Source organism: Enterococcus sp. BWR-S5, assembly GCF_016745255.1.
Lineage (GTDB): Bacteria > Bacillota > Bacilli > Lactobacillales > Enterococcaceae > Enterococcus_L.
Map to the genome: position 1 here is coordinate 47,624 of NZ_JADOEQ010000012.1, position 17,191 is coordinate 64,814.

The window sequence follows — 17,191 nt, forward strand, 5'->3', positions numbered from 1 at the left end:
ATGAATGTTAATTTGCTACCTAAAAAGTTTATAAAAAATCGAGCAATGGAGGTCATCATTGTATTGACCTCAATAATAACTGCTATTCTGATTGTTGCATTTTTGATTGCACATTTATTTTTTTCCACACAGGTAAAAACCTATAAAAATGCTGTACAGATGGCTCAGTTGGAGAAAGTCGGACTGGAAAGAAGTATCACAGAGTTTCAACAGGAGCAGTCAAAGGACATGCAAGAGTTCATTGGTGTATTGAAGGGAGAGCAACGGCTGATGGAACCAATCATGACTTCCATAAGTGAAGTGGCAAAGGAGCTGTCCTTGACGTTGACAAACTACGATATCTATCTGACAGAGGGAGATATCCTGGATAATCAGCTATTGGCAGGAGCTGATGGTACAGAGCTTCTTCCTTCAATAACTGTTAAATTTAGAGGAGACCTATTTGCAAGTGCACCAAGCTTTAAGGAACGCATCGAAAAGATTGAATGGGTCTATGATTGCCAACCGGTTTTGATGAATCGTGACAACGACTATACAGAATCTGAATTTATTATTCGATTAAAAAAGGCTGAAGTACCAGTGGTAGCCAAGGTAGAGGAGGCTGCTGATGAATAAGGTCATATTTACCAGAAAGCACATTATCATTGCATCGCTAATTCTAATTTTGGGTGTAGCATTGAGCGTGGGTAGTTGGATGTTGATTATCGAACCAAGCAGAAAAGAATTAGGGGATTTGAGTCAAAATCTGAAAACGGTCAAGCAGGAAGCTTCTGAAAAAGAGAAGGTATTACGAACAGTGAAAGGACTTCCTTCTTTATTAGAGTCAGACTTTGTAGCTAATGAACCGACGATTCCAAATGGTCTTCAACTGCAGGACTATTTTAACCAATTAAAACAACTGGATGACTCTATGGGGATTTCTTTTCAGCACGTCTCGTTTGAAAATACAACGATTTTTCCGGAAAGTATAGATGGAGTTCCGAGCAATGCACTGAAACAGCTGCAAAACACTACGATTGGTTTTGATGTATTGGCTTCAGGAGAGCAAGAACTGCTGAAATTTGTGAAGGAGCTGGAAACCTCGAATCGTTTTACAAAAATAGAACAGGTGACCTATCGTTGTAATCCCGATTCTTTGGGAGAGGACAGCTACGCTTATTCTGCCAGTATCATGCTGCAAATGTATACTCTCTCCTATGCAGAAACTGGAAAGCCGGTTGAGTAGTTGTAGGCAGAAAATGGGTTTATCAAGGAATAGAAAAAATAGTTATTGTATTGGTATATAAAGGGGATGGCCCAAAGCGGCGTCCCCTCAATTTTGATATAAGGAGTTGATAAGTATGAAAAAGAGCCGTAGGAGACTTGTTCAGCCTAAGATTTTTGTAGTGATAGGCAGTGTATTGCTTGCCGTTTCTCTGATGATTTTCTTAATTGTAAGTTTTTTGGGGAATCTTGGGAAAAATACGTATGCACTCTCAAGTGAATACGATGACAAGGTGAATCACTATTATGTAAACATTGACATTGATCAACCTAGAGAGGAAACAATTCTTCTTCAATCTTCTGATGCCATGTCTGTTTCGATGGAAACGTTGGAGGATTTTCAATCAGATGAGGTAGAGCTTGAAGCTGCTCCTGATGAAGAAGAAGGGGTACAGCTTAAAATTAAAGCAACGAAAGAAAAGGTGCGTTTAGCGATTCCCGTACCAATTCTTGATACTGGTGAACAGACCTTTCAGATTGTGCGAAATGGAAAGGTAGTTCAAAAGCATAAAGTAGACATCTCGGAAAACAACAAAGAACAGGTCGAAGAACTGGAAGAGTTGGTTTCGGAGGAAGAACAGGAGCAACTGTCTGCCTTTGCAGAAGGCCAAGTAAAGATGTTTGATTTAACAGTGCGGCACTTAGGCGAACAATTTCAGCTTTTGGATGATGGTTCAGAGGGAACAGCAGTCGTTAGTGATTATCAAGGGTTAATTGCAGCGGTTAATAATGCTGCTATTTCCCGAATTGAGTTTGCTGCGAATATTGTTGCAACAAGTACCAGCCTGTCGAATATTACACGCGATTTGGCTATTGATGGGAAGGGCTACTCGTTGACGACGACTGCCAACACTGCATTCAAATTGGGCGATACGAAAAAGCTGGATTGTACATTTGAGCTGCTTAATCTTTCGGTTAATTACTCTGCCAAAAGAGATGGGTTTATCACTTCTTCCAGTGCGGCAACTTCTCTTTACTGGTCTGTCAAGCTGAAGAACATCGAGGGCTCTTATGAACAGATAGGAACAGCTGGGTCTTATTTTCTTGATGTTCCTCGCGGCAATGTTGAAATACAAGGCTATTTCTGGTGGTACAGCAACAAGACTGTACCTAGCTTAAGCAGTTCGAAAGGTGTAATTTGTACAGCGAATGTTCACATTACAAATGGGGCAGATGTTGTGATTACGGCAGCACATGCGATTATTCGCCTACTTCCGGGGACAGCATCGGTTGAGACTTCTTTAATTGTAGACCAAGGCTCTAAGGTCAAGCTTTCCAGTGAGCTCCGTCAAGCTGTCTGGGCAAATACTGAGGGAGACAATAATGTTATCATCTTTTCTGTTGTTGATGAAGGAACAGAGCTGATTGCAACATCTAAGGGAACCTTCTATGGCTCAGATGGTGGAGTCATCACTCTACAGGGAAGTGCAAAAGATGGAAGAGACTCAAAAACAGAGGTATTGGGTGGCGCGGTAGTAAGCGCTCATGCACAAGCCTCTAGTTCTGAGGCCGGAAAAGCCAACCCGAAGACAACCTCCGCTTTTGTTAATCAGGTCAAGGACGGGATCTTCAATTTGGATGGCAAAGGAACAGTGTTGAATCTGGAGGCGGATGGTGAAGCGCATAACTATTGTGCAACCTTACGCTTCAGATTAGTTGGTGCCCAAACATTTTCAGTAACCAATCAGGCGCAGATGAACGTGACCAAGCATTCTGGTTCAGCAGCGGCTATTCGACTCTATGGGAAAAATAATAGTTTTATTGCTAAATCAGGCGGTAAGGTAAATATTATAAAAGAAGGAACCAACCGAGCACAAAACGGTGGTGACACCGGTGGACAGCAGGCTATTCAGTTTACTGTTGACAGCGGCGGTGTGTCTTATTTTGAAGTAGAGGACTCTGGCAGTACAATTTACGCAAAATCTGATGATGGACCGGCTATTGAAGCATTGAGCGGTAATTTCCAATTTACTATCGGAAAAGACGCAACATTCCGAATGGAAGGAACCACCTATGGCGAAAATAGAGGGATTGTTCACGCGGGAGCTTCAAGAATCGATATTCAAGTAGATGAACCGATTTTCTATGATTTCAGAAATAATCGTGTGAACGGCGGGCAGGTCTTTTCTACAGGAAGCTCCGGAACCAATCAGGTATTTGCATCGAAGAAGGTCAGCCTTTCTGTCTGGAAAAAGAAAAACAATGTGGACTTAGATGCCAACCCAGATGTTTTTTGGAGTAAAATCGGCTATGAGCTGACAGGAAGAAATTTTGGAACAATTGCTTACTCTGAATTCCCGAATCAATTCAATTCGACAAACTATGAAGGTGCAGATAAATATACCCGAATGACTGGAAACAATTATCGAGCAGTGATTGATGAGTTGAGGGTTCCAACGAATGCGGATAAGCATGTTTATGGACATGTAACTGTTCCTTATTCAGATGATGGCAGCGAGACGCGAGATGCCTGGGAGGAAGAGGTATGGGTTACTGTTCAAATCTTAAGAGCCGACGGTACCGAAAAGGAACGAGCAGTCGTGCCAACAAAAGGTAAAAATGATACATTACCTGGTGTATCCATTTATGGAGAGGAAGCAAGAGGCGGAATTTTTGATTGGGAATTGAGTGATTTCCTAAGCGCCGGTGACCAAATCAAGGTTCTTGCTGCTTATCGCGGCGGTTCCAATGACACAAACTCTAGCCAAAATATCCATAGTATTGATGAAGACATTAAGGTTGAAGCGGTCACTGTACAAGACGTCACACCGCCACTATCACTGAGCTCGGATATGGAGAAAGTAGCAGATACGACGAAGCAGTTAACTGGAACCATCGATTTATGGGATGAACGCGACCAACGAATGGTTGATAAGCTGTTCATTTTTGCGAAAAAAGATAATGAGTTTTTAACAGATGATTCTGGGAATTTGCTTTATAAGGAAATTACGGCAGCGAGTGAACCTGCTTCAGAAGGAGCAACTTCTAAAAAGAAATGGGTTTTTGATTTAGCAGGCTATCTTCTTGTTGGAGAAACAATTGAGATTTTTGCTAAGGATGCTGCGACAATCGAAGGAAATATTGGTGCATTACCTGAGAGCTATACAGAAAACCCTAATGGCGCACCTGGAAACATCAATCCGTCTGCATTAAGCTATGACAGTTATACCGGCTACCATGATGCAGTTGGAGATAATCGTTTTACGCCATCGCTGTATTTTGATGTGAAGGCGGCTGCACCATCAAACCCTGAAATCACAATTGACGTGCCGGAAGGCTTTGATCGAAATGAAGAAGGCGTCCCTATTTTAACGGAAGGCAATCAGTTGCTTTATGAAATAATCGTGAAGAGTGGGGATAACCGAGATTCAGGCAGAGACCCGGTAAAAAATCTGAAGGTCACTGTTACGCTGTCACCTCAACTTCAATACGATGCATTTGATAAGCTGCTCAATAATGCAGCTGTTGATTCATATGAGTACAAAGCGGCAGAAAATCTGCTTGATATCTACCTGAAATCAGAGCTGAAGCCTGGAAATATTGCTTCCTTCAGTCTCAGTGCAATCGTGAAGGATGACAGTCAACCGATTACGACGACGGCATCGGTCATTGGTGATTCAACCTTAGAGGAACCATTTATCGTTGGGCCACCAAATGACCTTCATAATCATAAAAAGCTTTCAGCTTCAGATGATGTGTTGGTTGTTCCGGGTATTAAGAAGGAGAACGGAGAAGCAGTCTATCTTTCCGTTGTAAATCAGCGCGTGAAGGTTTTCTATTCCAATATTAGTGAGTTTACCGTATACATGGATGGGAAAAAATATAAATCATATACTGTTCCACTAAAGAAAACTACGGATTCAAAGCAGTTGGATATACCGATTGATGACATTCGGAATAAGATATCGGTAAAATATAACGATGGTACAGGAGATAAATGGGTATATTGGAACAACGATTGGAATTTTGTGACAGATCAGGAGTGAGAGGGATGACTTTTTCATGGGAGCTTGAATTAGAAGTGTTTTGTACAGGGGAGATTGATCAACAGCTAGAGCAGTATTACAAAAAAATGCAGAAACAAGCGAGAGATTTAGTAGAACAGATTAATGGAAAGAACTTTTCAGAAAGTCTTTCACTGCTTCATGGAATCGATGAAAAATGTCAGCTGCTATTTTTCTTTTTGGAGCATACAGATGAACTGTGGTTTAAGAACAGTGAAGAGGTTATTGCATGTATTGAGTCAGACTATAAGCGGTCCTATTTGGAAAAGCTTCCGCTACAGTTTGAGCATGGAAGACATTCAATACTTTATACTATCCGTTGAGTGATTTAGAAGGAAAGCTGATTTATTTTTGTTGTGCAAGTAAGATATAGGAGTGAAGCGGGTAGTTGCTATTGTATGAATAGGCAACTATCTGCTTTGTTTGCTTTATGGTCTTCAATTTTTTTGTTCTTACATATGAAATTCAATTGTAGAGGAGAATAGAAAATGTCCGATAATTCAACGTTAGTTGCCTACTTGTTGACAGATACTTTTAATGTTAAGCAAGCAAAAGCCAAAATGTACATTGAAGAGCAACCATATTTTAAAGTACCGGCACTTTATTTTCATTTAAAAGAAGATGAACATACGGAACACGATTATCAACGAATAAAGGAAGCCGTGGAGTCCTTTAAAGGAAACATAGAATGGCACTTTGGAAAGGCGTACCCATCAAGGCTGAATTATGAAATTGTTCCCAAAATTATGTGGGAAATGGACAACCGCTATCCGGATAAATTATTCAAAGATGCTGTATCCAGTGAGTTGTATAAGGAAATATGTGAATTAGCGATTTCTGATATCCCTGCACTATATGAACACATGAAGAAGTCTTTTGAAGAGGGCAGTTAGCTGGTAAGGCTGTAAGTAAATATTTTGATAGAACGTAGGCTACTTAAGAATTAGGAGGATACAAAATAAGAAGCAATAAGAATAGTAATAAATCATGAGGCTGTTGTATCAAATGAGGAGCATACGATGACTTTGTGATTTATAGTATCCACTTCCTATTTTTACATCTAAATAGTCGTTAACTTTTGAGTCTGACAAATATGCAGCTAAGAAATACACTGTAATGAATTTTTGCAATCAATTGTTTTGCACGCATTTTTCAATGGTTTTAGTCATGAAAAAATTAGGGAGAAAATATCAAAAAGCGTTGAGAGTTTTACAGATGCAGAAAGGAGGGCAACTCTCTTTTTATACAACATCAAATGAAAGTATGTTAAACTGGCTAATGGATATAGCGCATTTTTCAGCTTTCACAGTTGTAGGCTACTATCTGGAAATTGATTAAAATACGCGGTTGAGCTAGTCGTTTGGAAGATATCCAACTAGTATTTCTGTACTGAATATAAAGGAAATGATACGAATGATTGAAAATGAGAAAATTAGCACTAACAAGGTCTCAGCCTACATCCACATCCCGTTTTGCGAGCATATCTGTTTCTATTGCGACTTCAATAAAGTTTTTTTGGAAGGACAGCCGGTAGATGAGTATATAGAAGCCCTGTTGAAGGAAATTCAACTGACAACTGCCAAACACCCTGAGAAGCAGATGGAAACCTTATACATAGGCGGAGGAACACCGACGTCATTGACGGCCAAGCAATTGGATCGCTTGCTGTCAGGTGTTCGAGAGCTATTGCCTTTCGATGATCGAAGAGAATTTACGGTTGAAGCGAATCCGGGAGATGTGACTCAGGAAAAGCTTCGAGTGATGAAAAATTATGGAGTAAATCGTTTATCAATGGGGGTTCAAACCTTTGATGACCGTTTGCTAAAAAAAATCGGACGCAAGCACACAGCGGAAGATGTCTATGAGACAATGCGTTTTCTGGAAAAAGAAAATTTTGAAAATGTCAGTATCGACTTAATCTATGCGCTTCCCGGTCAAACAGTTGAAGGCTTTCAAGATACCTTACGAAAAGCAATCGAGCTTGACTTACCTCATTACTCTTTGTACTCATTGATTCTTGAGAACAAAACGATGTTTATGAATTGGGTCAAGCAAGGGCGATTGGAATTGCCGGGAGAAGATGCAGAAGCTGGTATGTTTGAGACAACGATTGAAGAGATGGCCAAATCAGGGAGACATCAATATGAAGTAAGTAATTTTGCTTTGAAGGGAAAAGAGAGTCAGCATAATTTAGTTTATTGGAACAACGAGCATTACTACGGTTTTGGTGCAGGTGCCAGCGGGTATCTTGGTGATGTACGTTACCGCAACTATGGTCCGATTCAACATTATTTACGACCATTAAGAGAAGGCAAACTGCCGATATTGGAAACAGAGCAGCTAACTCGAAAAAATCAAATGGAAGAAGAGATGTTTCTGGGCTTGCGAAAGCTGGATGGCGTCAGCAAAGACCGTTTCTCAGAAAAATTTCAAGAAACAATCCAGCAGGTTTATGGTCCTGTTCTTGAAAAGCTGAGAGCAGAAGGTTTACTTGCTGAATCAGAAAAATATTTCAGCTTGACTGAAAAGGGACTTTATATAGGAAATGAAGTGTTTGAGTCCTTCTTATTGGATTAAAACGTATGGAAAAACAGCATCACAGTAATTTTTAGCACTCGATTATAAAGAGTGCTAAAAATTACTGTTTTTTTCTTGACAATTCAAGCAGGACTTGCTATATTTATACTTGTGTTAGCACTCATTAGATAAGAGTGCTAATGGAGGGTGGTAATTATGCTTACAGAAAGACAAAATGAAATATTGAGACTTATCATCCAACACTACACAACTACAGGAACACCTGTAGGTTCGAAAAAATTGATGGAGGATGGCATTAAGTCCAGCTCTGCGACAATTCGGAATGAAATGAAGGCGTTGGAGGAATATGGTTTGTTGCTGAAGACACACTCTTCTTCCGGAAGAGTTCCCTCGATGGCGGGATATCGTTATTACGTCGATCATCTATTGAAGCCGATGGAAGTAGATTCGGGAGAAGTCAGTCTTATCCGTCAATCGTTTGGAACAGAATTTCGTGAAATCAATGATATCATCGAACAATCAGCAAAGATTTTATCTGAGCTGACCAGCTACACCGCTTTTTCTTTGGGACCTGAGGTAAAAGAACGAAAATTAACAGGATTTCGGATGGTTCCTTTGAATGACCGCCAAGTAATCGCGATCATCGTAACGGATAAGGGGAATGTGGAGAATCAAGTCTTTGCGATACCCGCTTCTGTTTCAAGTGAAGATTTAGAGAAAATGACAAAAATCATCAATGATAAGCTAGTCGGGCAACCCTTGCTGACTGTGTATCATCGCTTAAGAACAGAGATACCTATGATTTTGCATCGGTACTTTCAAACACCGGAAGGCATGATGAATTTGTTTGATTCAATGCTGGGACATATTTTTGAAGAAAAGGTATATGTTAGCGGTCGTTTGAACCTGTTAGACTTTGATGATGGACTGGATAATGAACAGTTGAAATCAGTCTACTCTTTTATGAAGAATACAGAAGAACTGACTCATTTGCTGGATATATCGGGTGATGCTGCCGTACCTATCAGCTTTAAAATTGGTAGAGAGATTGGTAATGATTTACTTGATAATATGAGTATGATTACCGCGACTTATGAAGTAGCAGGACACGGCAAAGGAACAATTGCTTTGTTGGGACCGACAAGTATGCCATACTCAAAAATGTTCAGTCTGGTTGATGTATTCAGGCATGAACTGGCATCACAACTAGGTTCTTACTATAGATTTCTTGATGGATAACGCTTTGCGATATTCTTAAAGATAAAAATGATTCTACGAAATGAGAAGGGAAGTTGCAAGATTGGATAAAGAAAACCAGGAAGAAGTAAAAGATGAGATTCAGGATCAGACAGAAAACGTGGAAGAAGCAGAAGGCTCGGAAACGGATACGCTGAAAAATGAATTGAATGACATGGAAGATAAATTTCTACGTGCACGAGCGGAAATTGCGAATATGAGCAATCGTTTCAAAAATGAGCGTGAGCTTTTGGTTCGCTACAGATCGCAGGATTTAGGAAAGAAAATTTTGCCGGCGATGGATAATTTGGAACGTGCAATGGCTATTGAAGTGGATGACGAACAGGGAGCCAGCTTGAAAAAGGGCATCTCAATGGTTCATGAAAGTCTGTTGAATGCGCTGAAAGAAGAAGGCATCGAAGAAATTCCTGCTGTAGGCGAGCCATTTGATCCAAATCTGCATCAGGCAGTACAAACTGTTCCTGCAGGTGAGGGCGTTGCAGCCGATACGATTGTTGAGGTTCTGCAAAAAGGCTACAAATTACAGGATCGGGTATTACGTGCCAGTATGGTCGTCGTTGCACAATAGAAAAGAAAATGCTTATTCAGAAATTTAGATAGAAAAAAATAAATTAAAAAGAACAGGAGATAATAACTATGAGTAAAATTATCGGTATTGACTTAGGTACAACCAACTCAGCAGTAGCTGTTTTAGAAGGTGGAGAAGCAAAAATCATTGCAAATCCGGAAGGAAACCGTACAACACCTTCAGTCGTTTCATTTAAAAATGGAGAAATCCAAGTAGGGGAAGTTGCAAAGCGTCAGGCAGTGACAAATCCTCATACTGTTTCATCTATCAAACGTTACATGGGTGAAGCCGGCTATAAAGTAGAAGCGGACGGCAAAACTTACACACCTCAGGAAATCTCTGCAATGGTTTTACAATACCTTAAAGGCTTTGCGGAAGAATATCTGGGAGAAAAAGTAGAAAAGGCAGTTATCACTGTTCCGGCTTACTTTAACGATGCACAACGTCAAGCAACAAAAGATGCTGGTAAAATTGCCGGTTTGGAAGTTGAACGTATTGTCAACGAGCCTACAGCAGCAGCTTTGGCTTATGGTTTAGACAAAACAGATAAAGAAGAAAAAATCCTCGTATTTGACTTGGGTGGTGGTACATTTGACGTTTCAATCCTTGAATTAGGAGACGGCGTATTCGATGTATTATCTACTTCAGGTGATAACAACCTTGGTGGGGATGACTTTGATAACAAGATTATCGACTACATGGTTGCAGAATTCAAAAAAGAAAATGGCATTGACTTAGGTCAAGATAAAATGGCTTTACAGCGTTTGAAAGATGCTGCTGAAAAAGCGAAAAAAGATTTGTCTGGTGTAACAAGTACACAAATCAGCTTACCATTTATCACTGCCGGCGATGCTGGACCATTGCACTTGGAAATGAACTTGACTCGTGCGAAATTTGATGAGTTGACAGCTGATCTGGTTGAACGTACTAAAATTCCTGTACGTCAAGCATTGAAAGATGCTGATTTGAATGCTTCTGATATTGATGAAGTAATCCTTGTTGGTGGTTCTACACGTATTCCTGCAGTTGTTGAAGCAGTACGTAAAGAAACAAACAAAGAGCCAAATAAATCAGTGAACCCGGATGAAGTTGTTGCAATGGGTGCAGCGATTCAAGGTGGCGTTATCACTGGTGATGTGAAGGATGTCGTTTTATTAGACGTAACACCATTATCATTAGGTATTGAAACAATGGGTGGAGTCTTCACTAAGCTGATTGACCGTAATACAACAATCCCAACAAGTAAATCACAAGTATTCTCTACAGCAGCTGATAACCAGCCAGCAGTAGATATCCATGTCCTGCAAGGTGAACGCCCAATGGCAGCAGACAACAAAACATTAGGAAGATTCCAATTAACGGATATTCCACCAGCACCACGTGGCGTGCCTCAAATCGAAGTAAGCTTTGATATCGATAAAAACGGTATCGTAAACGTTCGTGCGAAAGACTTAGGTACTCAAAAAGAGCAAACAATTACAATCAAATCTTCTTCAGGTCTGTCTGATGATGAGATTGAACGTATGGTTAAGGATGCTGAGGCAAATGCTGAAGCAGATAAACAACGTAAAGAAGAAGTTGATCTTCGTAACGACGTAGACGCTTTGCTGTTCACTGTTGATAAAACGTTGAAGGAGCTTGAAGGCAAGGTTGATGCAGAAGATGTGACTAAAGCAGAAGAAGCTCGTGATGAGCTGAAAGCAGCTGTTGAAGCAAATGACATCGAATTGATGAAGACAAAACGTGATGCATTGAACGAAATCGTTCAAAATCTTTCTGTGAAACTTTACGAACAGGCAGCACAACAACAAGCTCAGGAAAATCCGGAAGCAGCGCAAGGCGGAGCTGACGATGTTGTCGATGCTGATTTTGAAGAAGTCGAAAAAGACGAAGACTAATTCCTAAAATAGAACAAGTATGGTTATATGAATCGCACGAAATAATTTATGGCACTTCATTTCGTTGCTTTCATATGGTTAGGAAAGTGGGCGGGACAGAAGTGAAATTGCTGCTTCTGTCCCGTTATTTTCTTGCAGTGCAATTGATTGTAAAAGCAATTGCAGGCTTTAGCTTGTTCCTTGAACAAAAAGCGATTTCTAAAGGTTCTTGACTCTGTTTTTACATAAATGTATTTAGGTTTTGCCTAAATTGTGTTATGATTACAACGATACTTTTGTTGTAAGACGTTGTGTTTGAGACAATGTGCATGTAGAAATAGTGCACAAAAAAAGGCTGCAGCAGTTTGGCTCAGTCTCAATGGAATTACAAGTTGGAGGGAAGCCAATGGCTACAAAGAGAGATTACTATGAAGTGCTGGGGTTATCTAAAGGTGCTTCAGACGATGAAATAAAAAAGGCATATCGGAAGCTTTCCAAAAAATACCATCCGGATATTAATAAGGAAGCAGATGCAGAGGATAAATTTAAGGAACTGTCAGAAGCATATGAAGTTCTGAGCGACCCACAGAAAAAGGCTGCGTATGACCAATATGGTCATGCAGGAACTGATCCAAATTACGGCGGCGGAGCTGGCGGATTCGGAGGCTTTGGCGGTGGTGGCTTCAGCAGCAGCGGAGGCTTTGGTGGTTTTGAAGATATCTTTGATTCGTTCTTTGGCGGTGGCGGTGGACGTACAGTTGACCCAACTGCTCCTAGACAAGGATCAGATTTACAGTATACAATTCAGCTGAAATTTGAGGAAGCAATCTTCGGAATAGAGAAGGAAATCAAATATAAGCGTGAAGATGTCTGTGGTACCTGCCACGGAAACGGCGCGAAGCCGGGAACACAGCCTGAAACGTGTCATAAATGTCATGGCTCAGGATCAATAAATGTTGAACGTCAGACACCTCTTGGACGTGTCATGAGTCGTCAAACCTGTGATGTTTGTCGCGGAACAGGGAAAGAAATCAAGGACCCTTGTCCAACATGTCATGGCTCCGGTCATGAAAAGAAAGCGCATCGTGTGAAAGTCAATGTACCTGCAGGGGTAGAAGACGGTCAACAAATGCGTTTGGCAAATCAAGGGGAAGCTGGTATCAATGGCGGACCGTACGGCGACTTATATGTTGTCTTTAGTGTAGAAGAAAGCAACATTTTCGATCGAGATGGTGCAGAAATCTACTACGAATTGCCGTTAAGCTTTGTACAGGCAGCTTTGGGTGATGAAGTTCAGGTACCGACTGTTCATGGTGATGTGAAGCTGAAAATACCGGCTGGTACACAAACCGCTACGAATTTCCGTCTAAAAGGAAAAGGAGCACCACGCTTAAGAGGCGGTGCGAACGGAGACCAGCATGTGAAGGTTAAGTTGATTACACCGAAAAACCTGAGTGAAGAGCAAAGAGAGGCGTTACGTGCTTTTGCGAAGGCTGGTGGTCAGGAAATCAATGAGCAGCAGGAAGAGGGCTTCTTTGATAAAATGAAGGATGCTTTCGGTAGCAAAAAAAGAAAATAGTGACTGAATAAAGAAAATATATGTTAATTCAGTTCTTTAGTTGAGTAAATAGCAAGAGTTTAGGCTGTCATGTTGACCTAAACTCTTGTTTTTTTATTTGGAGTAAACAGACAATAACAAGAAGAAATAAAGGGAAATTGTAATATTTTATGTAAGGGGATTCATTATGAGGCGAACGAATAAATTGTTGTTTAGAAATCGACTTTTATATGCTCCTTTCTGTGTTATTTTTTAACTGACGGTCCAGTCAAATAAAAAAAGGAATTTACGGTTGTACCCAATTGTTCTGGGAATTTCGAGGAGCACATTATATAGTAAAGGAGGAGGAAGGATAACGATGGATTACAGAGTTAGTTATATTATGTCAATGGGAAATCAAACACTGTCGCTTAAAGAGGCTGTTGAAAAAACGGGAATCAATCAAGAAGAGCTCATGTTTGAATTGAAAAAACTAGTCGGTCTTTCGGAGAAGCTGCTGAATGAACAGATTGAGCTCACGGAAAACCATATCAAGATTTCCCAAAGCGTCTCTAAAAATTGGCTGACACTCATGTTCGGTCGGCGGGAAGAAGAGGTGATTTATTCTGAACAGGAACGCCAAGCAATGATTTATTTCTTGACCTTTAGTAATTTTGAAGAGCTATCTGTTTTTTATTTTCAGGAATTTTTCATGGTCAGTAAGAACACGATTCTGACAGATGTAAAAAAACTTAGAGGCTTCCTAAACCATCAACATGTTGCTTTGGAGTATTCCAGGCGAAAAGGGTTCTTTTTATCAGGAGAAGAATCGGCCATCAGAGCGATCGCTTATGATTTATTAGGTGAACTAATTGCCTACAGCAATGGTAAACGATTGCTGTATAAGGGATTGTTAACTGTCTCGACTCAGTTTTATGCAGAGGTTCGTCGGCATTTCTCAAAAACGATTGAGTCTTTCAATCTGATGCTTGTCCCCAGTCGTTTTGAAGAAATGGTCTATTTCATTTCTTATTTAATTGGTCGAACAAAGACAAGCGCTATCCAGTTCTCGAAAGCGGATCAAGAGCTATTGAGAAACTTAGCTGCCGGAAAAGCTTCTGAACAATTTCTACAGGCGTTTTCAGGTATCAAAGATAGAGAAATGGAAGTATTGTATATCACGATTCTATTTATGACTGTTGTGCAGGGAGAGATACAAGATAGTTCTCTTGATTTTTTGTTGGCATGTGCGGGAAAAATTATTCATGAAGTTGAGCGCCTGGCAGCTGTAGAGTTCCAAGAATACAGAAAGCTGCTATTAGACTTGTTTTATCATTTAGTACCGGCATACTTTCGAATTAGATTTGGTCTACCCTTGAATAATGTACTGATTGAAGAAATTGTTGTGCAATACCATGAAATCTTTGAAATTACGAAACGAAGTCTGTATCCGCTTGAAAGACTGGTTCAGCGAAGTATTCCAATTGAGGAGGTCGGATACTTCACCGTATTATTTGGTGGGACTATCCGAAGTCGAAAAGTAAAAAAACAAGATTTACAGCTGCAGGGGTTGATACTTTGCCCAAGTGGAATCAGTTCGTCAATGATTATGAAATCTGAACTTCAGGAGCTGTTTCCGCAAATTGATTTTTCTGAGACCAGTTCTTTTGAGGCCTACAATGAAACGGAAGGCTATGAGGAGATAGATATGATTTTCTCCAGTGTTCCTATCAAGACGGAAAAAAGGCTATATGTGATTAACCCCATTATGTCTCAGCTGGAAAAGAATACATTGATGAGAGAAGTGCAGGAGGATTTTCTTTTTCAAAAAACATTGATCCCTTCGGTAGATGAAATCATTGATATCCTATTCCCCCATATTGTGTTGAAAAAGGGGATTACAAAAGAGAAGCTGTACAAAATCGTACAGAAAAAAATGAATAAAGAGATGAAGAGAAGGGAAGATGATCGACCAATGTTATCCGAGTTATTGACAGAAGAGATGATCCAGTTATCAGACAGCTCCATGGATTGGGAGGAAGCCATCGATTACGCAGCAGAGCCGTTAAAAAAAGAGAATAAGATAGAACCGCGCTATGTCACAGCAATGATTAACAAGGTGAAGAAGCACGGACCATTTATCCATATTGGTGAAGGCGTTGCATTGCCTCATGCTCGACCGGAAGAGGGTGTGAAGGGATTAGGCATGTCCTTGCTTAAGGTACAGGAACCGATTTTACTACTGGATGATGAGAAGCATCCCATTCAGATTTTCATTTGTCTGGCAGCTGTCGACAACGAGATGCATTTGAAGGCATTAGCAAGCCTGACAAGAATCTTATCGAATAAAGAAAAATTATCGGGATTACTTCAAGCAGAAACAAAACAGGAAATTCTTGAAATTATAACAGAAGGAGAAGATTAAGATGAAATTTGCAGCAGTTTGCGGCTCAGGATTAGGGTCAAGCTTTATGGTGGAAATGAATATCAATACAGTACTGAATGAGATTGGCGTAAATGGGGTGGAGGTTGCTCACTATGACATGGGGAGTGCGGCTCCCGAGCTGGCGGATGTATTTTTTGTTGGTGGCGATTTAGCAGACAGTGCCCAGCATTTGGGTGAAGTGGTTGTTTTGAACAGTATCATTGACATGGACGAGCTGAAGGAAAAAGTGACAGCAGTTTGCAAGGAAAAAGGGCTTCTGTAGGGTGCAGAGATATGTTGAGGGATTTTAACAAGTAAGGAGTTGGGGAAATGGATAATGTTTTAGATATTTTAATTGATATTGCGAGTACACCGGCATTACTGGTTGCTTTAATTGCTGTTTTGGGAAATGTACTGCAAAAGAAGGATTTGGCAGCAACAGTAAAAGGCGGTATCAAAACCTTTGTTGGATTTCTAGTTGTGACAGCAGGTGCGGGCGTCATTGAAGGGTCACTGGCGCCTTTTGGAGAAATGTTTCAGGCAGCCTTCAACATGCAAGGCGTTGTGCCAAATAATGAAGCAATCGTTGCCTTGGCATTGACTAAATATGGTACGTATACAGCACTTATTATGCTGACGGGCATGGTGTTCAACATTCTGATTGCTCGTATCACGCGCTATAAATACATCTATTTGACTGGGCATGCCACACTGTATATGGCGTGCATGATTGCCGTCATTCTAAGTGTAACAGGTATGAGCACTATTGCTTTAGTTGTGTTTGGCGGGTTGGCATTAGGTTTGGCAAACACAATTTTTCCGGCGATTGCACAACCCTTTACACGTCAAATCACTAAAAATGATTCTGTTGCCTTGGGACATACAGGAAACTTTGGGTATGCTTTAAGCGGTTTGATTGGAAAATATGTCGGAAATAAGGAACGGTCAACAGAGGATATTAATTTTCCAAAAGGACTGTCCTTCTTGCGTGATTCGACTGTAAGCATTACCTTAACGATGGCAGTTGTTTATGTCATTGTTGCACTTTTTGCAGGAAACCAATTTGTGAGTGAGAATCTCAGCGGCGGAATGAATTATATCATTTATTCGCTGCAGCAAGCTGGTTCATTTGCCGCGGGTGTATTTGTTATTTTGGCTGGTGTTCGCTTGATTCTGGCAGAAATCGTTCCTGCCTTCAAAGGAATCTCAGAAAAGCTAGTACCGAATTCCATTCCGGCATTGGATTGCCCTATCGTATTTCCTTATGCACCGAATGCGGTATTGATCGGCTTTTTGACAAGCTTTGTTGGAGGAATTGTCAGTCTGGTCATTATGGTTTTGACCGGCACAACAGTAATTATTCCCGGCGTGGTTCCTCACTTTTTCTGTGGGGCGACAGCAGGTGTGTATGGAAATGCTACTGGTGGCGTAAGGGGAGCTGTTGTTGGCTCGTTCATTCATGGGATTATCATCAGCTTTATGCCAATTTTACTAATGCCTGTCATGGGTGATTTAGGCTTCCAAGGCTCGACCTTCTCTGATACAGATTATGGTGTTACAGGAATATTCTTGGGAAATCTGGCCAATAACGGGGGTCAAATTTTAGTCATTGCAGGAATTCTAGCTGTTCTAGCTGTTTTGCTAGGCTTGACACTTTTTGGGAAGAAAAATGCAAAAGCAGTTTCAGAGTAATATGTGAAAAGGAGCAGATAAAATGACGAC

The 17,191-nt window shown here is 40.6% G+C and carries 13 protein-coding genes; all 13 read left to right on the plus strand.

Features of this window, described 5'->3' with window-relative positions; all coding sequences use genetic code 11:
* The 13 genes from IW510_RS13830 to IW510_RS13890 all read left to right on the plus strand — a co-directional run bounded on the left by IW510_RS13830 (position 1) and on the right by IW510_RS13890 (position 17,161).
* The gene (locus tag IW510_RS13830) at positions 1-615 is read left to right on the plus strand and encodes a hypothetical protein (protein WP_202060614.1); all 615 of its coding nucleotides are present in this window, start codon (positions 1-3) and stop codon (positions 613-615) included.
* The gene (locus IW510_RS13835; protein WP_202060616.1) at positions 608-1,225 is read left to right on the plus strand and encodes a hypothetical protein; all 618 of its coding nucleotides are present in this window, start codon (positions 608-610) and stop codon (positions 1,223-1,225) included. The genes IW510_RS13830 and IW510_RS13835 overlap by 8 nt, the downstream gene beginning before the upstream one ends.
* Positions 1,226-1,340: 115 nt before the next feature.
* Entirely contained in the window at positions 1,341-5,249 is a 3,909-nt protein-coding gene (locus tag IW510_RS13840) for a pectate lyase-like adhesive domain-containing protein (RefSeq protein WP_202060617.1), read from the plus strand.
* Positions 5,250-5,254: 5 nt separating this feature from the next.
* Positions 5,255-5,590, plus strand: coding sequence for a DUF7006 family protein (locus IW510_RS13845; protein WP_202060619.1), 336 nt, complete (start codon positions 5,255-5,257; stop codon positions 5,588-5,590).
* A 165-nt stretch (positions 5,591-5,755) separates the two neighbouring features.
* Positions 5,756-6,160, plus strand: coding sequence for a hypothetical protein (locus IW510_RS13850; RefSeq protein WP_202060621.1), 405 nt, complete (start codon positions 5,756-5,758; stop codon positions 6,158-6,160).
* Positions 6,161-6,680: 520 nt separating this feature from the next.
* On the plus strand, positions 6,681-7,844 hold the full coding sequence (hemW, locus tag IW510_RS13855; RefSeq protein WP_202060623.1) for a radical SAM family heme chaperone HemW: 1,164 nt from the start codon (positions 6,681-6,683) through the stop codon (positions 7,842-7,844).
* Between the two features lie 156 nt (positions 7,845-8,000).
* Entirely contained in the window at positions 8,001-9,044 is a 1,044-nt protein-coding gene (gene hrcA / locus IW510_RS13860; protein ID WP_202060624.1) for a heat-inducible transcriptional repressor HrcA, read from the plus strand.
* Between the two features lie 61 nt (positions 9,045-9,105).
* Positions 9,106-9,630 carry a nucleotide exchange factor GrpE gene (gene grpE / locus IW510_RS13865; protein WP_442896431.1) on the plus strand — a complete coding sequence of 175 codons (525 nt, stop codon included), beginning with the start codon at positions 9,106-9,108 and terminating at the stop codon, positions 9,628-9,630.
* A 68-nt stretch (positions 9,631-9,698) separates the two neighbouring features.
* On the plus strand, positions 9,699-11,528 hold the full coding sequence (gene dnaK, locus IW510_RS13870) for a molecular chaperone DnaK (RefSeq protein WP_202060627.1): 1,830 nt from the start codon (positions 9,699-9,701) through the stop codon (positions 11,526-11,528).
* A gap of 385 nt (positions 11,529-11,913) precedes the next feature.
* The gene (gene dnaJ / locus IW510_RS13875; protein WP_202060629.1) at positions 11,914-13,086 is read left to right on the plus strand and encodes a molecular chaperone DnaJ; all 1,173 of its coding nucleotides are present in this window, start codon (positions 11,914-11,916) and stop codon (positions 13,084-13,086) included.
* Positions 13,087-13,423: 337 nt separating this feature from the next.
* Complete coding sequence (locus IW510_RS13880; RefSeq protein ID WP_202060631.1) at positions 13,424-15,469, plus strand: BglG family transcription antiterminator; 2,046 nt, start codon at positions 13,424-13,426, stop codon at positions 15,467-15,469.
* A gap of 1 nt (position 15,470) precedes the next feature.
* Complete coding sequence (locus IW510_RS13885; protein ID WP_202060633.1) at positions 15,471-15,752, plus strand: PTS sugar transporter subunit IIB; 282 nt, start codon at positions 15,471-15,473, stop codon at positions 15,750-15,752.
* 47 nt (positions 15,753-15,799) lie between these two features.
* Positions 15,800-17,161 (plus strand): PTS ascorbate transporter subunit IIC, encoded by a 1,362-nt coding sequence (locus IW510_RS13890; RefSeq protein ID WP_202060634.1) that lies wholly within the window; start codon positions 15,800-15,802, stop codon positions 17,159-17,161.
* Positions 17,162-17,191: the final 30 nt, after the last annotated feature.

Coding starts and splice junctions, on each gene's coding strand:
- IW510_RS13830 (WP_202060614.1), top strand. CDS start 1: ATGAATGTTAATTTGCTACCTAAAAAGTTTATAAAAAATCGAGCAATG.
- IW510_RS13835 (WP_202060616.1), top strand. CDS start 608: ATGAATAAGGTCATATTTACCAGAAAGCACATTATCATTGCATCGCTA.
- IW510_RS13840 (WP_202060617.1), top strand. CDS start 1,341: ATGAAAAAGAGCCGTAGGAGACTTGTTCAGCCTAAGATTTTTGTAGTG.
- IW510_RS13845 (WP_202060619.1), top strand. CDS start 5,255: ATGACTTTTTCATGGGAGCTTGAATTAGAAGTGTTTTGTACAGGGGAG.
- IW510_RS13850 (WP_202060621.1), top strand. CDS start 5,756: ATGTCCGATAATTCAACGTTAGTTGCCTACTTGTTGACAGATACTTTT.
- hemW (WP_202060623.1), top strand. CDS start 6,681: ATGATTGAAAATGAGAAAATTAGCACTAACAAGGTCTCAGCCTACATC.
- hrcA (WP_202060624.1), top strand. CDS start 8,001: ATGCTTACAGAAAGACAAAATGAAATATTGAGACTTATCATCCAACAC.
- dnaK (WP_202060627.1), top strand. CDS start 9,699: ATGAGTAAAATTATCGGTATTGACTTAGGTACAACCAACTCAGCAGTA.
- dnaJ (WP_202060629.1), top strand. CDS start 11,914: ATGGCTACAAAGAGAGATTACTATGAAGTGCTGGGGTTATCTAAAGGT.
- IW510_RS13880 (WP_202060631.1), top strand. CDS start 13,424: ATGGATTACAGAGTTAGTTATATTATGTCAATGGGAAATCAAACACTG.
- IW510_RS13885 (WP_202060633.1), top strand. CDS start 15,471: ATGAAATTTGCAGCAGTTTGCGGCTCAGGATTAGGGTCAAGCTTTATG.
- IW510_RS13890 (WP_202060634.1), top strand. CDS start 15,800: ATGGATAATGTTTTAGATATTTTAATTGATATTGCGAGTACACCGGCA.